Consider the following 17017-nt stretch of genomic DNA (forward strand, 5'->3'; position numbering starts at 1 on the left):
GTGCCGGGGCCGGTCGGGGGTCAGGCGGTCGCCGGGGCGTGTCCGCCGACCACGGGGGCCAGCACGGCGAAGAACTCGGGGAGCCGCTCCTGGAAGTAGAAGTGGCCGCCCGGCAGCACGTGGGAGGAGAACCCCTGCTCGGTGATCCGCGCCCACCGGTCCAGGGACGCGGCGGGAGCGACGGGGTCGACGTCCCCGCCGATCACCGTCACCGGGCACGCCACGCGCGCCGCGGACTCCTCGCACCGGTAGACGTCGTCGATGGCGAAGTCGGCCCGGATCGAGGGCAGGATGATCTCGCGGAGTTCCGGCTCGTCGAGGATGCCGTCGTCGGTGCCCCCGCGCTCCTTGATCGCTGCCACCAGGGCGTCGTCGTCCAGCAGTTCGGGGTGGACGGCGCACGGGTTGGCGAGGAACGGAGCCCGGCAGGCCGACACCACCAGGGCCCGCGGCGTACGGCCCGCCGCCTGGAGGCTGCGTACGACCTCGAACGCGACGAGCGAGCCCATGCTGTGCCCCAGCACCACCAGGTCGTCGGTGACCCCGGCGGGCAGGGACGCGACCACCGGGCCGGCCAGGTCGTCGATGTCCCGGGGCAGGTCCTCCGCGAAGCGGGCGCCGCGGCCCGGGTACTGGCCGATCAGGAGCCGCACGTCCGGGGGGAGGTGGTCGCGCCACTGCGCGTACGCGTGGGCGTTGCCGCCGGCGTGCGGCAGCACCAGCAGTGAGGTGCGTTGCGGGCCTTCGCCCGGCAGGTCCCAGACGACGTCGTCGGGTGCCGGTCGGAAGGCCGGCTGCTGGTCGTGGCTCATGAGGAACTCCGTTCCTGGTCGGGGGTGCGGCGGCGCAGGGCGGGCCTGGCGCGCCGGGGTGCGGGAGGCGCGGTCAGCAGCCGGGTCCCGATGTGCTGGGAGAGCGTGGCGGGGGTGGGGTGCTGGAAGACGTCGCGGAGGGTGAGGGTGACGCCGAGCGCGGCGCCCAGACGGTGGGTGAGGCGGGCGGCGAGCAGCGAGTGGCCGCCGTGGTCGAAGAAGTCGTCGTCGATCGACAGCGGCGAGGGCGTGCCCAGGGCCTCGCTGAAGGAGGTGCGCACGGTCTCCTCCAGGGGGGTGCGCGGTTCCCGCCCGCCGGGCGTGGTCTCCGCGCGGGGCGACGGCAGGGCGCTCCGGTCGATCTTGCCGTTGGGCGTCAGCGGCAGCCGGTCGAGCACGACCACGAACGCCGGGACCATGTGGTCGGGCAGCAGGGTCCGCAGCCAGAGGCGGACGTCCTGCGGGGCCGGCGCGGGCTCGGTGGTGACCAGGTAGGCCGTCAACTGCGGGGTGTTGTGGTGGTCCGGGTGCGTGGCGAGGGTGGCTTGGGTGATGTGGGGGTGGGTGGTGAGGGTGGTTTCGATTTCGGTGGGTTCGATGCGGAAGCCGCGGATTTTGATCTGGGTGTCGGTGCGGCCGGTGTAGTGGAGGTTGCCGTGGGTGTCCCAGTGGGCCTGGTCGCCGGTGCGGTAGAGGCGGCTGCCGGGGGGTCCGTAGGGGTTGGGGATGAAGTGGGTCGCTGTGGTGGTGGGTTGGGCGAGGTATCCGTGGGCGATGCCGTCACCGGAGAGGTACAGCTCGCCGGTGGTTCCGGCGGGTACGGGGACCAGGTGGGCGTCGAGCACGTAGGCGTGTTTGTTGGTGAGGGGGCGGCCGATGGGCAGGGGGCCTTGGACGTCGGGGGTGGGTTCGACGGTGTGGGTGGTGGTGAAGCCCATGGATTCGGCGGGGCCGTAGCCGTTGGTGATGGTGAGGTGGGGGTGGAGTTGGTGGAGGCGGTGGACGTGGGCGGGGGAGGCGGGTTCGCCGCCGGTGTAGACGATCCGGGTGGTGGTGAAGGTCTCCGGGTGTTCGTCGGTGAGGTAGTTGAACAGGCTGGAGGACAGCTGGAGCATCGTGACGCGGTGCTGCTGGGTGAGGGCCGCGATCAGCGCGGGTTCGGGGCGTTGTCCGGGTTGGAGGACGGTGGTTCCGCCGTGGAGCAGTGCTCCCCAGAATTCGAGGCTGAAGGCGTCCCAGGAGACGGGGGAGCACTGGAGGAAGGTCTCGTCGGGGCCGAAGCTCGCGTAGGTCTGGGCGGTGAGGGTGGAGACCAGGTTGCGGTGCGAGGACAGGATGCCCTTGGGCCGGCCCGTCGACCCGGACGTGAACATCACGCACGCCACGTCGTCCGCGGTCAGCGCGACCCCGGGGTCGGCCGGATCCCGGTCGGCGATCGGATCCGCCTCGGCGTCCACCCGTACCACCTGCCAGGGGCCGGTGAGTCGTGCGTGGTGGCCGGTGTTGGTGACGAGGAGCCGGATGTGGGCGTCGTGGGCGGTGCGGGTGAGGCGTTCGTCGGGGAATTCGGGGTCGAGGAGTGCGTAGCCGGCCCCGGTCTTGGTGACGGCGAGGAGGGTGACGGCGAGGTCGGTGCCGCGGTCGAGGAGGATGCCGGCGAGGTCGCCCCGGCCGAGTCCTCGGGAGATCAGGTGGTGGGCGAGGCGGTTGGCCCGGGTGTTGAGCTCGCCGTAGGAGAGTTCCTGGCCGCCGAAGACGACCGCGCGGGCATCGGGCCGCAACCGGGCCTGCTCCTCGAAACGGTCCGTCAAGGTGCCGGGCCCCCGGGCCTCCCCGGACCCGCCGCGGACCCCGCTCCACTCCTCCAGCACGCGCCGCCGCTCCACCGCACCCAGCAGCTCCAGCTCCGACAGCCGCACCCGCGGCTCCCGGGCCACCTGTTCCAGCGTGCGCCGCAGCATGCCCGCCATCCGTTCCACCGTGGCGTGGTCGTACAGGTCGGAGCTGTAGAGCACCGCGCCCGTCAGCCCCGACTCCTCCTCGGCGTGCAGCAGGAACTCCAGGTCGAACTTGACCGCCCCCGTCGCCAGCGGCTCGGCCGCCCCGGCCCGCAGGCCGGGGAACTCCGGTGCGGCCCGGGGACCCGACTCGACGGCCAGGCACACCTGGAACAGTGGATGCCTGGCCGCCGAGCGCGCCGGGTTCACCGCCTCCAGGACCAGGTCGAACGGGGCCTCCTGATGGGCGAACGCATCCAGGTCCGCGGCGCGCACCCGGGCCAGCAGCTCCCGGAAGGCCGGGTTCCCGGAGGTGTCGGTCCGTAGCACCAGGGTGTTGACGAAGAACCCGACCAGCGGATCCAGCGACTCCTGCGGCCGGCCCGCGACCGGAGCGCCGAGCGGTACGTCCGTGCCCGCCCCGAGCCGGGTCAGCGTCGCCGCCAGCGCGGCCTGCACCACCATGAACGGCGTGCACCGCTCGGCCCGCGCCAGCTCCACGACCCCCCGGTACGACTCGGCGCCGAAGTCGACCCGCACGACCCCGCCGCGCTGTCCGGCCACCGGCGGACGCGGCCGGTCGTGGAGCAGCCCCAACTCCTCGGGGAGCCCCGCCAGCGCCGTCCGCCAGTGGGCGATCTGGGCGTCCAGCGCCGCCCCGCCGTCCGGGCCCGTCAGTGCCGTGCGCTGCCAGAGCGCGAAGTCGGCGTACCCGGCCGGCAGCGGCGCCCAGTCGGGCGCCCGTCCGGCCAGGCGAGCGGCGTAGGCCAGGGACAGGTCCTCGAACAGGGGCAGCAGGGAACGGCCGTCGGTGGCGATGTGGTGCAGCAGGATCAGCAGCGTGTACCGGCCCGGTCCGCTGTTCAACAAGCTCACGCGCAGGGGGTGTTCGGCGGCCAGGTCGAAGGTGTGCCGTGCGGCGTCCAGGAGCTCGGAGTCGAGCGCGTCGGCGGGGACCGTGCGCGACACGAAGGAGTGACGGGGGTCCGGGTCGACGACCTGGTACGGGTCCCCGTCCGCTGTGGCGAAGCGGGTGCGCAGCGGCTCGTGCCGGGCGGCGAGGTCCTCGAAGGCGGCCCGCAGCGCGGCGACGTCCGGCTCGCCCTCCAGCCGGACCGCCATCGGGACGTTGTAGGCGGCGCTCCTCCCGTCGCTCCCCGCCGCCCCGTCGACGAGCCACAGACGCTGCTGGGCGAAGGACAACGGGAGCCGCTCGGGGCGCGGGCCGTGGGCGGCGAGCGGGGGCAGTGCGGGTCGGGACGAGACCGCCTCGATGCGCCGCGTCAGCGCGGCGGGGGTGGGGTGCTGGAAGACGTCGCGGAGGGTGAGGGTGACGCCCAGGGTGCTGCCGAGGCGGTGGGTGAGGCGGGCTGCGAGCAGCGAGTGGCCGCCGAGCTCGAAGAAGTCGTCGTCCATGGACAGGGGGGCACGGATCCCCAGCACCTCGCCGACGAGGCCCCGCACCAGTTCCTCGGTACCGTTCCGCGGCCCGCGGCCCCCTTCGGTCGGGGCGGGTGCGACATCCGGCAGTGCGGCCTTGTCGATCTTCCCGTTGCGGGTCAGCGGCAGCCGGTCCAGGAGCACGAACCGGGCGGGGACCATGTGCTCGGGCAGTCGCTCCCGCAACCAGGCGCGCAACCCCTCCGGCGCCGGCGCCGGGCTCCCCGGAACCGCCGTCACGTAGGCGGTCAGCTGCCCGTCGGAGTGGACCAGGGTGGCTTGGGTGATGTGGGGGTGGGTGGTGAGGGTGGTTTCGATTTCGGTGGGTTCGATGCGGAAGCCGCGGATTTTGATCTGGGTGTCGGTGCGGCCGGTGTAGTGGAGGTTGCCGTGGGTGTCCCAGTGGGCCTGGTCGCCGGTGCGGTAGAGGCGGCTGCCGGGGGGTCCGTAGGGGTTGGGGATGAAGTGGGTGGCTGTGGTGGTGGGTTGGGCGAGGTATCCGTGGGCGATGCCGTCACCGGAGAGGTACAGCTCGCCGGTGGTCCCGGGAGGGGAGGGCCGCAGCCTCGCGTCCAGTACGTAGGCGTGTTTGTTGGTGAGGGGTCGGCCGATGGGCAGGGGGCCTTGGACGTCGGGGGTGGGTTCGACGGTGTGGGTGGTGGTGAAGCCCATGGATTCGGCGGGGCCGTAGCCGTTGGTGATGGTGAGGTGGGGGTGGAGTTGGTGGAGGCGGTGGACGTGGGCGGGGGAGGCGGGTTCGCCGCCGGTGTAGACGATCCGGGTGGTGGCGAAGGTCTCCGGGTGTTCGTCGGTCAGGTAGTTGAACAGGCTCGACGACAACTGGAGCATCGTCACCCCGTACTCCTGGGCCAACTTCGACAGCACCGCCGGTTCGGGGCGTTGTCCGGGTTGGAGGACGGTGGTTCCGCCGTGGAGCAGTGCTCCCCAGAATTCGAGGCTGAAGGCGTCCCAGGAGACGGGGGAGCACTGGAGGAAGGTCTCGTCGGGGCCGAAGCTCGCGTAGGTCTGGGCGGTGAGGGTGGAGACCAGGTTGCGGTGCGAGGACAGGATGCCCTTGGGCCGGCCCGTCGACCCGGACGTGAACATCACGCACGCCACGTCCTCCCACGACAACCCCACGCCGGGATTCCCCACCCCCGCCGCCGAGATCGCAGCCCCGTCGGCGTCCACCCGCACCACCTGCCAGGGGCCGGTGAGTCGTGCGTGGTGGCCGGTGTCGGTGACCAGGAGGCGCAGGTCGGCGTCGTGGGCGGTGCGGGTGAGGCGTTCGTCGGGGAATTCGGGGTCGAGGAGTGCGTAGCCGGCTCCGGTCTTGGTGACGGCGAGGAGGGTGACGGCGAGGTCGGTGCCGCGGTCGAGGAGGATGCCGGCGAGGTCGCCCCGGCCGAGTCCTCGGGAGATCAGGTGGTGGGCGAGGCGGTTGGCTCGGGTGTTGAGCTCGCCGTAGGAGAGTTCCTGGCCGCCGAAGACGACCGCGCGGGCATCGGGCCGCAACCGGGCCTGCTCCTCGAAACGGTCCGTCAGGGTGGCCTCGCCGGTCTCCGCCCGGATCCCCGTCCACTCCTCCAGCACCCGCCGCCGCTCCACCGCACCCAGCAACTCGACCTCGGCCAGCGGACGCCCGGGCTCGGCGAGCACCGACTCCACGAAACGCAGGAACCGGTCCTGGTGCCCCGCCACCGCCTCCAGGTCGCACACCTCGGGCGCCGCGTCGAAGTCGATCCGCAGTCCGCCCTCCGGCCCGAGGTCGTACACCCCCACCGCCAGGTCCTCGACCGGGCCGTTGCTCAGGTTGTGCTGCGTCGTCGGCAGACCGCAGAACCGCATCCCCGGGGTGAACGCCATGATGTTCACCAGCGGCGCCGTGATCCGCCGGTCCGTCTCGCCCAGCCCCAGGTCGCGGCACATGTCCTCGTACCGGGTGCGCTGCCGCGCCAGCCCCTGCCGCGCCTCGGTGACCACCGTCGCCAGCAGCTCGCCCGGTGTCCCGCCCGCCCGTACGGGCACCCGCAACGGGATGACGTTCGACAGCATGGCCGGCGTGCGCCGCGCCAGATCGGTGCGCCGGCCGGTCACCGGGAGCCCCAGCACCGGCTCCGGGCTCCCCGAGACCCGGTGCACGTACGCCCCGACCAGCGCGATCACCAGCATCGTCCACGGCGCCCGGTGAGCCCGGGCCACCTGCCGCAGCCGCTCCGCCCGGTCCGGCGACAGCAGCACGGTCCGCCGTACGAAGGGCAGCGCGCCCGGCGCCGTACGGCCCGAGCGGCCCTCCCCGAGGCGCGGGGTCTGCGGCAGCTCCGCGAGGTGCCCCGCCCAGTGGGCGCGGTCCGCGGCCGCCTCCGGCGAGGCGCGGTGGGCGGCGTCCTCCTCCAGCACGTCCGCCAGCGTCCCGAACGGGCTCGGCCCCCAGGGCTCACCCGCGGCCCCCCGCTCGTAGAGCTCGACCAGCCGCCGGTCCAGCAGCGCCACACCCATGCCGTCGACCACCAGGTGGTGGAAGGCGTGGAAGTAGAACCACCGGTCCTCGCCGCCCCCGGTCGTCCCCGCCTTGAGCAGGGCGTGCCGGGTCAGCCAGTCGCCGGCCAGGTCGAAGGGCCGGGCCAGCTCCTCGGTCATCCAGGCCCCGGCCGCGCCCACGGGATCCGCGGCGCCACCGAAGTCGAGGAACTCCAGCCGACGATCGTGCGGTTCGGGGTGCAGCGACTGCCACAGCCCGCCGTCCTCGTCCGAACCGGTGCCCCTGATGCGCAGGACGTCCGCCTCGCGGGCCAGTTGCTGCCAGGCGCGGGCCAGCAGCTCCGCGTCCAGCGGCCCGACCAGTTCCCGGTACTCCCCGATGTTGTAGCGGCAGCCCGAGGCGTCGAGCCCGTGGGCCATCCAGATGTCGCGCTGCGCCGCCGACAGGGGCAGCCGCACAGCGGCCGGCCCGTGCGCGCTGCTGCGTTCGGACGCGGTGGGGGACATGCGGATGCTCCTCGCGAGGGGGTGGTGGGTGGTGCGGGAGGCCGGTCGCCCGCGGCGGTGGTCCGGCCGTACTTCATCCAACCGGCGGTGGGCGCCGGGGGCGGCAGTTGCTCCGGCACTCCGGCAGCAGTTGAGCGGCAGGACGGACCGGGGGCGGCCACCGCGGCGGGCCGACCCGAGCGGTGACGGGTCGATCAGCCGGCCCGCGGGGCCCGACGCGGTGCTCCGCGTCGGTGGTCATCGCGCTGCCGGCGCTCACGGCGGGGGCCGCCACCCACGGGAATCCGGGTTCGGGCCGCCGTACCGGGCTCAGGGCCCGACCGCTGCCGCCACCCGGGATCCGGAGCGCACCGAGGCCCGGACCAGGCCCAGCACCCTGAACCGGGAGCCGCCGCTCTCGTGCGCGGCCCGCACGGCGCCCGCGATCAGCAGTTCCCGCAGCATCCGGCCCGACTCGGGCAGACCGCGGCCGGTCAGCGCGGTGATGCCGGGCAGGTCGAACTCGGCCCCGTCCCGACCCGGCCCGACGTCGGGCCCCTGCGCGCAGAGGGCGTCCAGCAGTTCCCGGGCCCCGGCCGACAGCCGGTCCAACCGGCTCCGCAGGGCCACCCGGAAGCGGTCCGCGCCCGCGCCCCCGCCGAGGTGGTCGAGGAGCGCCACGGGATCGGCGTCCAGGCCGTGGCACAGGGTCGTCAGATCGCACACCACCAGCCAGGAGGCCGCCGAGGCGAGGGCCCCCGGGTGCCCGTCGAGCCGCCGGCACAACCAGGCGACCTGCTCCATGTCGACGGGCCCGGGGGTGAACTCGGGCCGCACCCGCCGTACGTGGTCCAGGAACACCCGCACCGCGGGGGACCCGGCATCCACCGCACCCTCCGCCGGCACCTCCAGCGGAGCGAGCAGGAAGATCCGCTCACCGGGCACCTCCCACGGCTGCTCCGAGGTGACCAGCAGCCGCAGCCCCGGGCAGGCCCGCAGCAGCCCGGTCAGCCGGTCGCACCGCGGGCCCGTCGCCGGCGCCCCGTCCAGGACGAGCAGAACCCTCTGCTCGCCCACGAGTTCGGCGAGCGCGGCCACTCCGAAGCCGGCCGCGCCGACCCCCGGCAGGATCGGTCCCTGCGGTCCCTCGACGAGCGGGGCGTCCACCGCAGCCGTGGCGCACAACTCGGCGACGGCCCCCGCCACCCGGTCCGACAACTCGCCCTCGCCGTGCGCCAGATAGTCCGCCGACGCGCCCGGGAACCCGTACCAGAGAACCGGCATCCCGGCGTCGTGCACCCGTTCGGCGACCTCCAGCGCCACCCGCGTCTTGCCCACCCCGCCGAGCCCCACCAGATGCGTCAGCCGTTCGGCGCCCGATGTCAACTCCCGCACCAGCAGAGCGGTTTCGGCGTCACGTCCGGGCATCGCGTGCAACGCGGTCGGCGGCGCCGGGGGCTGCGCCCAGCACGCCCCGCCGCCACGTCCCTGCTGGGCGGCGGCCTCCAGCGCGGCCCGCGCCCGCTGACCCAGCCGTAAGGCGTCGGCCATCAGTCGCACGGTGTCGGGCCGGGGCCGTCTGGCCTTGCCCTGCTCCAGGTCGCGGATGGCCCGCACGCTGATCGTCGACAGGTCGGCCAACTCCCGCTGGGTGAGACCTATCCGCAGCCTGTGGGCCCGTATCAGGGCTCCCACCCGAGAGGTTTCCTGCGCGGCGGGACCCGTGGGGGCGTCGTGATGCCGGTCCGTGCTCGTGTCCTTGTTCGTATCCGTGTTCATGGGCGCTCCCGGGGACGGTGAGGGAGAACGGCGGGGCCAGGGGTGACGGCCCGGTTCCTGTTCCCCATCCTCAGCAGGGCGCTATCCCGTCGGCATCACCCGACGAACAGCGCCCGCCCCGCCGGCCCTATCGCCACTCCGGGCAAACACGAGCGGCCCGTGATAGCGCGGGGATAGGAGCACGGCCGGTCCGGGGATTCCGGCCGTTCCTACGTTGGTGTCCAGAAAGAAGGAAGCGCCCCGGAAGCCCCCGGAGCGCACCGACGAAAGGACCCGACATGACCGTCTCCCGCACCCTCCGCGCCGCTTTCGTCACCGTCGCCATCGCCGGGGCGGCCGTCCTCGGCACCCAGGCCGCCCACGCCGACGGCGCGGGCTCGGCCACCACCCTCGGCGCCGGCCCGCAGGCCGTCCCGGCCGCCGGCGCCTCCACCAACACCAACCCGTGGGACTGACCCCGAACCCGCCCGGCGCCCCGCACGAGGACGTCGGGACGAGCAGGCCCCGCACGCCGCGGGATCCGGCGTACGGTCAGACCCCGGCCGCGGAACCCGCCGCCGGCGCACGCACCACGGCCACCGCGGCCCCCGGTGCCGCGGGAAGCGCTCCGGACAGGACCCCGGGAGCGGCGCCCACCGATCCGGGAGCGGCCACGACCGCGCCTCCACCCGCCGCCGGCGCCACACCCGTCCCCGGCGTGACGCCCAGCATCCGCTCGGCCTCCGCCAGTTCGGGCTCCATCCGCCTGTCGCGGAACGCCCGTACGGCACTCTCCAACAGCTCCCGGGACCGCGACCGCTCCCCGGCACCCCCGCTCGCGGCGAGCAGCCGGGCCAGGTCCAGGCGCACCAGCGCCGCCCCGCCCTGGTCCATGATCTGCTCCCGCACCGAAAGCGCCTGCGCGTAGAACCCGCGCGCCGCCTCGCACCGGCCCATCTCGGCGTGCGCGTGTCCCAGGTCCCGCAGCAGGTGCCCCTCGCCGATGACGTCCCCGCTGTCGCGGCACAGTTCCAGCACCTCGGTGAAGGTCAGCACCGCCCGCTCGTGCTCGCCCTGCCCCTGGAGCAGCTGCCCCGCCCGCCGCAGGGTCCGCGCCTGACCACCGGTGTACCCCACCGACCGGTAGATGCCGAGTGCTTCGTCGAGACGGCTCTGCGCTGCCGACGTCTGCCCGCGCCGCATCCAGATGTGCGCGCTCTGCGTGAGGACGATGGCCCGACCCACCACGTCACCGGCCCGGTCGAAATCCCGCAACGCCCGGTCGTACAGGGTCAGCGCGTGGTCCTCGTTCCCCCGCATGCGCTCCAGCAGCGCCAGGTCGCGGTGGCACAGCGCCAGCCCCTGCCGGTCGCCCAACTCCTCGAACAGTCCGAGCGCCTCCGTCAGGGCGGCCCGCGACTCCCCGGCCTGACTGCGCCCGAGGTGGAGCACCCCGAGCGAGCTGAGCAACGCCGCCGTACCCCGGGTGTTCCCGGTCGACCGTACGCATTCCAGGGCGAGTTGGTGCGTGCGTTCCCAGTCGTCGAAGTAGCCGCGTCCCTCGAACAGGGTGGCCAGCGTCGTCGCCAGGTCCCAGCACAGCTCGTCCATCCCCTCCCCGGCGGCGTGCTCCACCGCCTGCACCAGGTTGGCGTGTTCGCTGTCGAGCCACTCCAGCGGATCGACGAGCAGCTCCTCCACGCAGCCCCGCGGCGGTTCCCAGCGCGGCGCGTCGCCGTGCAGGACGGTGAAGTCCCCGCCGTAGATGCGCCGGTGGGCCTGTTCGGCCAGGGACATCCAGCCGCCGAGCATCCGACCCGTCGCCGCCCGCTGGTCGGCCGGCTCGTGGTGCGCGGCGAGCTGTTCCCGGGCGAAGACCCGGATGATCTCGTGGAAGCGGTAGCGGAACCCGCCCGTGGACTCCATGCCGACGACGTCCAACATCTGCACGTCGACCAGCGGCTCCAGCAGGTCGGAGGCGAAGGGCCGCGGATCGTCCAGCAGCGGCCCCGCCAGCCAGCCCGGCAGCGTGGGGCCCTTCGCGAGGCTCAGCAGCCGAAACAGCCGGCGGTCCTCGGAGGCGAGCCCGTCGTGGGTGAGGGAGAGACTCGCCCGCATCGTCATCTCGCCGTGGGTCAGCTCGTCCAGACGGTGCCGTTCGTTCGCCAGGCGGTGCACCATCGACGCGATCGTCCAGTGCGGGCGCGCCGCCAGGCGGGCCGCGACGATCCGCAGCGCGAGCGGCAGCCCGCCCACCGTGCGGATCAACGCCTCGACGGCGACCCCCTCGCGGGCGACCCGCTCCGCCCCGATCACCCGGACCAGCAGCTCCACGGCCCGAACGGTGTCCATCACGTCGAGCTCCACCCGGTGCGCCCCGGGCAGCCCCGTGAGCCGGACCCGGCTGGTCACCAGGACGGCGCAGCTGTTGCTCCCCGGCAGCAGCGGCCGGATCTGACTCTCCGACCCGGCGTCGTCGAGCACCACCAGGACCCGTCGGGAGGCGAGCAGCGTCCGGTACATCTCGGCGCGCTCGTCCTGCGATTCGGGGATCACCGGTCCGGGGATCCCGAGCGCGCGCAGGAACCGGCCCAGGACCTCGCCGGAGGTCGCCGGGGTGCCGGTGCCGCGCAGGTCGCAGTACAACTGGCCGCCGGGGAAGGCGGCGTCGCCGAGCCGGTGCGCGATGTGGGTGGCCAGGGTCGACTTGCCCGTGCCCGGCTTGCCGACGATCACGGCGAGTCCCACGGCACGCCGGGTGCCGTCCCCGAGCAGTGCCCCCTCGATGTGCCGGATCTGATCCTCGTCGCCGACGAAGTCGGATGTGTCCGCGGGGAGTTGGCGGGGCGTCTCCTCACGGTACGGGCCCGACTGCGCGGGGCCGCCGCCGTACGCCCCGCCGGGTCTCTCCGCGCCGCCGCCGGGAGCGCCGCCCGCGCCGGGGGCGACCCCCCAGGGCCCGGCCGGGGCGCCGGCCACCGCTCGGGCCGCGCCCGTTCCCCCGCCCGGGCCGAACCCGTCGGCCGTCCGACCGTCGGCGGGCGCCCCTCCCGCTCCGCCCGGTCCCGCGAGGGCGTCCCGGAACAGGGCGGCGGTTGCGAGCTCCGCTCCTCCGTCGCCCGTGAACGCGTCCTGACCGGCGGGAACGCCCCGGTGGTCGGTGGGCGTACCCGCCGCGGCGCCGCCCGCGCCCGGGGCGCCCGGCTCCGTGCCCGCGCCTCCGGGGGCCCGCCACCCGACGTCCGTTCCGGGCGCGGGTGCGCCACCGGTGAAGGTCCCGCCCTCCCGGTACCCGTCGCCGCCGGCCGGGCCGCCCGGCCGGGCCGCCCCCGTCGCACCGCCCGCCGGGGTCCGGCCACCGCCGAGGGGTTCCGCGGGACCCGCGAGGAGCGCGCCGACCAACGCGCCGCCGAGGGCGTCGGCCCCGCCGGACCCGCCGGCCCGGCCGGGCAGGGCCGGGAGCCGGGAGGTTCCGTCGCGGGGCGCGTCCGCGCCCGGCCGTACGCCCGCCGGGTCCCCGTTGCCCGGCGTCCGCAGGCCGTCACCACCCGGGGTCGACGCTGCCGGGCGGTCCGGGAAGCGCGGTGCCCCGGAGCCGTCCGCCCCGCCACGGCTTCCCGACCCGCCGGGTGAGCCCGTGCCGACCGGACCGCCCGACGCCCGACGGGCGTCCTCGGTGCCGTCGGTGCCGTCCGGGCCGGTGGTCCTCCCGGGGCTCGTCCCCGCGAAGGCGGCGGGCGGGACGGCGCCCGAGAGGATGGCCCGCTCCAGTTGTCGCAGTTCGCCGCCGGGCTCCAGACCGAGTTCCTCCACCAGGAGCTCGCGCCCGACGCGGTAGCTCTCCAGCGCCTCGGCCTGCCGGCCCGAGCGGTACAGGGCCAGCATCAGCTGCCCGCGCAGCCGCTCCCGCAGCGGGTGGACCCGCACCAACAATTGGATCTCGCCGACGAGTTGGTGGTGGCGGCCCAGGTCGAGTTCGAGGTCGATCCGGGTCTCGGCGGCCGTCAGCCGCTCCTCGTCCAACTGGAGGGCCTTGCTGCGCAGCGTCTCGCTCGACACCCCGCTCAGGCAGTCGCCCTGCCACAGGTCGGCCGCCGCGAGCAGCAGCTCCACGGCCCCGGCGGGCTCCCCCCGCTTGCCGAGGGCCCGCGCTTCCGCGACCCGGCGGGCGAAGATCGCCGCGTCGACGAGCTCGCCCTCCGTCTTGAGGGCGTAGCCCGGCGGCCGGGTGGTGATGGCGGCGGCGATCCGAGCCGCGGAGAACAGCTTGCGCAGCCGCGACACGCAGATCTGCACCTGCGTCCGCGCGGTGTCCGGCGGCTCGTCGTCCCAGATCAGATCGACCAGGTAGTCGGTGCTGACGACCCGGTTCGCCTCAAGCAGCAGGGCGGCCAGAATGACCTCCTGCCGCCCCGGTGGAATCCTGACCGGCCCGCCGAGGCCGGTCACCTGTAACGGTCCGAGGATGCGGAACACCACCGTGTCCGGGGTGTGCGGAACCCCGCCGGGCGAAACGGTCATGAGACTCCCAGCTGGAGGCACGCCAGTGAACGGGTGGAGCGCGGGGTCAGTCTCTCCGAACACCTCTCCGGTTGTCCATGGTGTGGAGATTGCGTGGTGATGAAGCGTGATAGGCAAGGGATAGCCCCGAGTTGCGGACCTGGAGGAACGTGGAGCCGTCGGCACCCGGAGGGGGTGCGGCCGTACGAAAGGACTGACCATGACCAGTCGGCACGCCGGGCGGGTGCCGCCCAGCCGCGTCATCACCGACTCCGGGGTCGACCACGTGCGGCTCGCCTACGACTACTTGGACGCGGGCGACCTCGACGGCTACGGCTCGCTCCTGCACGCCGGCACCCTCGGCACCGACCTTGAGTGTCCGCGCCCCGACGGGGTCCGCCACCACATCGACCGGATCGTCGCCGACGGGGACTGCGTGGTCGTGATGGGCTGCCTCTCCCCCCAACAGAGCGAGTTCGTCGACGTGTTCACCCTCTCCGCCGAGGGCATGCTGCGTGCCTGCCGGCGGTACTACCGCTGACCCGACAGGCGGCCCGTCGGCGCCGGCCGGCATCCTGGGCGACACCGAAGCACCACCGAAGCAACGCACCGAGCACCACCGGCCACCGCCGAAGCCCCGGCGCCGCGCCGCGTACCGCACCACACCCAGGAGCCCCGGTTGTCCCGTCCGCACGACACCGTGCCGTCCCGCCACGTCGCGTTCGACCGCCTGCACAACCTCCGTGACCTGGGCGGCTATCGCTCGGCGGACGGCCGTACCGTCGTGCGGGGGGTGCTGTACCGGTCCGACAACCTCGCCAAGCTCGAAGGCGACGACTGGGAGCGGTTCCTCGGGCTGGGCGTGCGGACCGTCATCGACCTGCGCTACCCCTGGGAGATCGAGCGCCGCGGTCGGGTACCGCAGGCGCACCTGTTCACGTACGCCAACCACAGCATCGAGCACAGGCCCTACGACCAGGCCGAGATCGACCCGGACACGGACCCCTGGCGCTACCTCGCCGACCGGTTCGCGGAGGTGGCCGAGGACGGGGTCGTCGAGATCCGGGAGGCCATCGAGCTCATCGCCGACGGCCCCGGCCCCACCGTGTTCCACTGCGCCTCCGGCAAGGACCGCACGGGGCTCATCGCCGCGCTGGTGCTGACCCTCCTCGACGTCCCGGAGGAGGAGATCCTCGCCGACTTCGCGCTCACCGAGCTGGCCACCGAGCGCCTCGTCGCCGACTGGCGGGCCGCCCACCCCGGACGCACCCTGCGCTGGCCCTCGTACGGGCGGGCCCCGGCCACCGTCATGGCCCTGGTCCTCGCCGACCTGAAGGCCCGCCACGGCTCCCCCTCCGCGTACCTCACCGGCCCCGTCGGCATCACCCCGGCCACCATCGCCCGCCTGCGCGAGCGCCTGCTGACGCCCCTCCCGACGAACTGAGGACCGGCGACCGCCTCGAAGGCAGGGCCCCGGCCGCCCGGGCGGCGCCCGGGTCGGCGGCAGCGCCGCAGGGGGAGGGGTCCCGGATCACGTGACAACAATTACATCTGCCCCATTAATGACCCTTTCGGGTGATCCTGGATGTCCGGAATAGTCATCTATGGGCTGCTGTCGCGGCCCACGCCCGCCCTTCGACCGGCGGCGCAGCAGGGAGACACATGGGACGCGCGGGCAACAGGACGGTCAACTGGCGGATCGCCCTGTCGGTGGCGGGCGGCGCAGCCGTGCTCGGGCTCGGCGGCCTCTACGTCACCGGACTCGTGACCGGCTCGGACGTCGACCGGGGCACCTTCGTCCGCGGCGTGGACATCGGCGGCATGAGCCGTGAGCAGGCGCAGCGGACCCTGGACCGGGAGCTGGGCCCCCTGGCCGCCGCCCCCGTCGCGATGAGGATCGGCGACCGCGTCGAGGAGTCCGCACCCGCCGGCCTCGGGCTGTCCCTGGACACCCGGGCCACCGTGGACGCCGCCGTCCGCGGCGGCTACGCCCCCACCGCCGTCATCGGCCGGCTCTTCGACTCCGGCGAGCACCGTGAGCTGGAACCGGTGACCAGGATGGACGAGGGCACCGCCCGGGCGGCACTCGAACGCATGGACGAGAAGACCCGGCAGCAGGTCCGCGAGGGGACGATCGCCTTCGAGAAGGGCGAGGTCAAGGCCGTCGCCCCGGCCCAGGGCGTCGACCTCGTCGAGGACCGGGCCCTCGACACACTCCGCGACGCCTATCTGCGGCCGGGGTCCGGCCCCGTCGTGATGCCGGTCGAGCGCACCCACCCGAAGGTCGGGGACGAGGAGACGGGACGGGCCCTGCGCGAGTTCGCGCAGCCCGCGATGTCGGGCCCCGTCACGCTCACGGTCGCCGGTACCCGCATACCGATCAGCACGGCCGTGCTCGGCGCCCACCTCCGGATGAACCCCGACGACACCGGTCGCCTCGTCCCGGCCCTCGACTCCAAGGGCCTGCTCGCCGACCCCGCCGTGGCCCGTCCCGTCCGGGCGGCCACCCCGACCCCCCGCGACGCCTCGCTCACCACCGGCGCCGACGGCCGCGTCGTCGTCGCCGACCAGGGCCGCACCGGACAGAAGGTCACGGACGCGGCGCTCGGCAAGGCCGTGCTGCCCCTCCTGACCCGGGCGGGCGCGGCCCGCAGCGCCGAGGTCGACACCGTCGCCGTCCCGCCGGACCTGACGAGCGCCGAGGCGCAGCGTCTCGGGATCAAGGAGAAGCTCTCCTCCTTCACCGTCGAGTTCCCGGCCGCCCCGTACCGCACCACGAACATCGGCCGCGCCGTCGAGCTCATCAACGGCTCCGTCGTCCTCCCGGGCGAGGAGTGGAGCTTCAACCGCACGGTCGGCGAGCGCACCCCCGAGAACGGCTTCGTCGACGGAATCATGATCAACGACGGCCGGTACGTGAAGTCCCCGGGCGGCGGCGTCTCCGCCGTGGCCACCACCATGTACAACGCCGCCTTCTTCGCCGGGGTCAAGACCGTCGAGCACGGCGCCCACTCCTTCTACATCGAGCGCTACCCCGAGGGCCGCGAGGCCACGGTCGCCTGGGGCACCCTCGACCTGCGCTGGATCAACGACACCGGGCACGCCCTGTACGTGCAGGCGCGGTCCACCGACACCTCGCTGACCATCAGCCTCCTCGGCACGAAGAAGTACGACGAGATCCGCGCCACCAAGGGGCCCCGCACCCAGGTCACCCCGCCGGCGAAGATCGAGGGCAGCGGTCCCACCTGCGAGGTGCAGACCCCGCTCGAAGGCTTCGACGTCTCCGTCGGCCGCGTGTTCGTCCAGGGCGGGCAGGAGGTCAAGCGCGAGGAGACCAGGACCCACTACACCCCGCGCGACGAGGTCACCTGCACCCCGCCCGCGGGACAGGTCCCGCAGCCGCCGGCCGCGCCGGTGTCGCCGGACCCGGTGCCGCCCGTGACGACCCCGGCGGGCACCGCACTGACGACGACGGCCGCGGCGGGGCGGTCCGCGGGGTGACCGGTCCGGCGCGGATCGCGCCGTTCGGGCGCCCCGGGCGGC

8 protein-coding genes are annotated in these 17017 nt (G+C 74.2%); 4 read left to right on the forward strand and 4 right to left on the reverse strand.

Annotated elements, in window-relative coordinates:
- Positions 1-20: 20 nt before the first annotated feature.
- From ACFVS6_RS33290 to ACFVS6_RS33300, 3 genes are all read right to left on the reverse strand, one after another.
- A complete protein-coding gene (locus ACFVS6_RS33290; RefSeq protein WP_389709842.1) occupies positions 21-812 on the reverse strand; it encodes a thioesterase II family protein in 792 nt (263 codons plus the stop codon).
- Positions 809-7237, reverse strand: a complete 6429-nt coding sequence (locus ACFVS6_RS33295; RefSeq protein ID WP_389709844.1) for an amino acid adenylation domain-containing protein — start codon at positions 7235-7237, stop codon at positions 809-811. The genes ACFVS6_RS33290 and ACFVS6_RS33295 overlap by 4 nt, the downstream gene beginning before the upstream one ends.
- A gap of 309 nt (positions 7238-7546) precedes the next feature.
- Complete coding sequence (locus tag ACFVS6_RS33300; RefSeq protein ID WP_389709846.1) at positions 7547-8995, reverse strand: helix-turn-helix domain-containing protein; 1449 nt, start codon at positions 8993-8995, stop codon at positions 7547-7549.
- 278 nt (positions 8996-9273) lie between these two features.
- Between ACFVS6_RS33300 and ACFVS6_RS33305 the strand changes: the two genes are divergently transcribed.
- Entirely contained in the window at positions 9274-9450 is a 177-nt protein-coding gene (locus ACFVS6_RS33305) for a hypothetical protein (RefSeq protein WP_389709848.1), read from the forward strand.
- A 76-nt stretch (positions 9451-9526) separates the two neighbouring features.
- Here the strand turns inward: ACFVS6_RS33305 and ACFVS6_RS33310 are convergent, their stop codons facing one another.
- Entirely contained in the window at positions 9527-13495 is a 3969-nt protein-coding gene (locus ACFVS6_RS33310; RefSeq protein WP_389709850.1) for a BTAD domain-containing putative transcriptional regulator, read from the reverse strand.
- Positions 13496-13694: 199 nt separating this feature from the next.
- Between ACFVS6_RS33310 and ACFVS6_RS33315 the strand changes: the two genes are divergently transcribed.
- The 3 genes from ACFVS6_RS33315 (at position 13695) to ACFVS6_RS33325 (ending at position 16975) form a co-directional block, all read left to right on the forward strand.
- Complete coding sequence (locus ACFVS6_RS33315) at positions 13695-14015, forward strand: hypothetical protein (RefSeq protein WP_389709851.1); 321 nt, start codon at positions 13695-13697, stop codon at positions 14013-14015.
- 138 nt (positions 14016-14153) lie between these two features.
- The gene (locus ACFVS6_RS33320; RefSeq protein ID WP_389709853.1) at positions 14154-14918 is read left to right on the forward strand and encodes a tyrosine-protein phosphatase; all 765 of its coding nucleotides are present in this window, start codon (positions 14154-14156) and stop codon (positions 14916-14918) included.
- Between the two features lie 218 nt (positions 14919-15136).
- Positions 15137-16975, forward strand: a complete 1839-nt coding sequence (locus tag ACFVS6_RS33325; RefSeq protein ID WP_389709855.1) for a VanW family protein — start codon at positions 15137-15139, stop codon at positions 16973-16975.
- The last annotated feature ends 42 nt before the right edge of the window (positions 16976-17017 follow it).

Source organism: Streptomyces sp. NPDC057939 (genome assembly GCF_042887545.1).
Classification (GTDB): Bacteria; Actinomycetota; Actinomycetes; order Streptomycetales; family Streptomycetaceae; genus Streptomyces.

What these genes read in the sequence shown, in the direction of transcription:
- ACFVS6_RS33290 (WP_389709842.1), bottom strand. Translation starts at nt 812, where the DNA reads ATGAGCCACGACCAGCAGCCGGCCTTCCGACCGGCACCCGACGACGTC.
- ACFVS6_RS33295 (WP_389709844.1), bottom strand. Translation starts at nt 7,237, where the DNA reads ATGTCCCCCACCGCGTCCGAACGCAGCAGCGCGCACGGGCCGGCCGCT.
- ACFVS6_RS33300 (WP_389709846.1), bottom strand. Translation starts at nt 8,995, where the DNA reads ATGAACACGGATACGAACAAGGACACGAGCACGGACCGGCATCACGAC.
- ACFVS6_RS33305 (WP_389709848.1), top strand. Translation starts at nt 9,274, where the DNA reads ATGACCGTCTCCCGCACCCTCCGCGCCGCTTTCGTCACCGTCGCCATC.
- ACFVS6_RS33310 (WP_389709850.1), bottom strand. Translation starts at nt 13,495, where the DNA reads ATGACCGTTTCGCCCGGCGGGGTTCCGCACACCCCGGACACGGTGGTG.
- ACFVS6_RS33315 (WP_389709851.1), top strand. Translation starts at nt 13,695, where the DNA reads ATGACCAGTCGGCACGCCGGGCGGGTGCCGCCCAGCCGCGTCATCACC.
- ACFVS6_RS33325 (WP_389709855.1), top strand. Translation starts at nt 15,137, where the DNA reads ATGGGACGCGCGGGCAACAGGACGGTCAACTGGCGGATCGCCCTGTCG.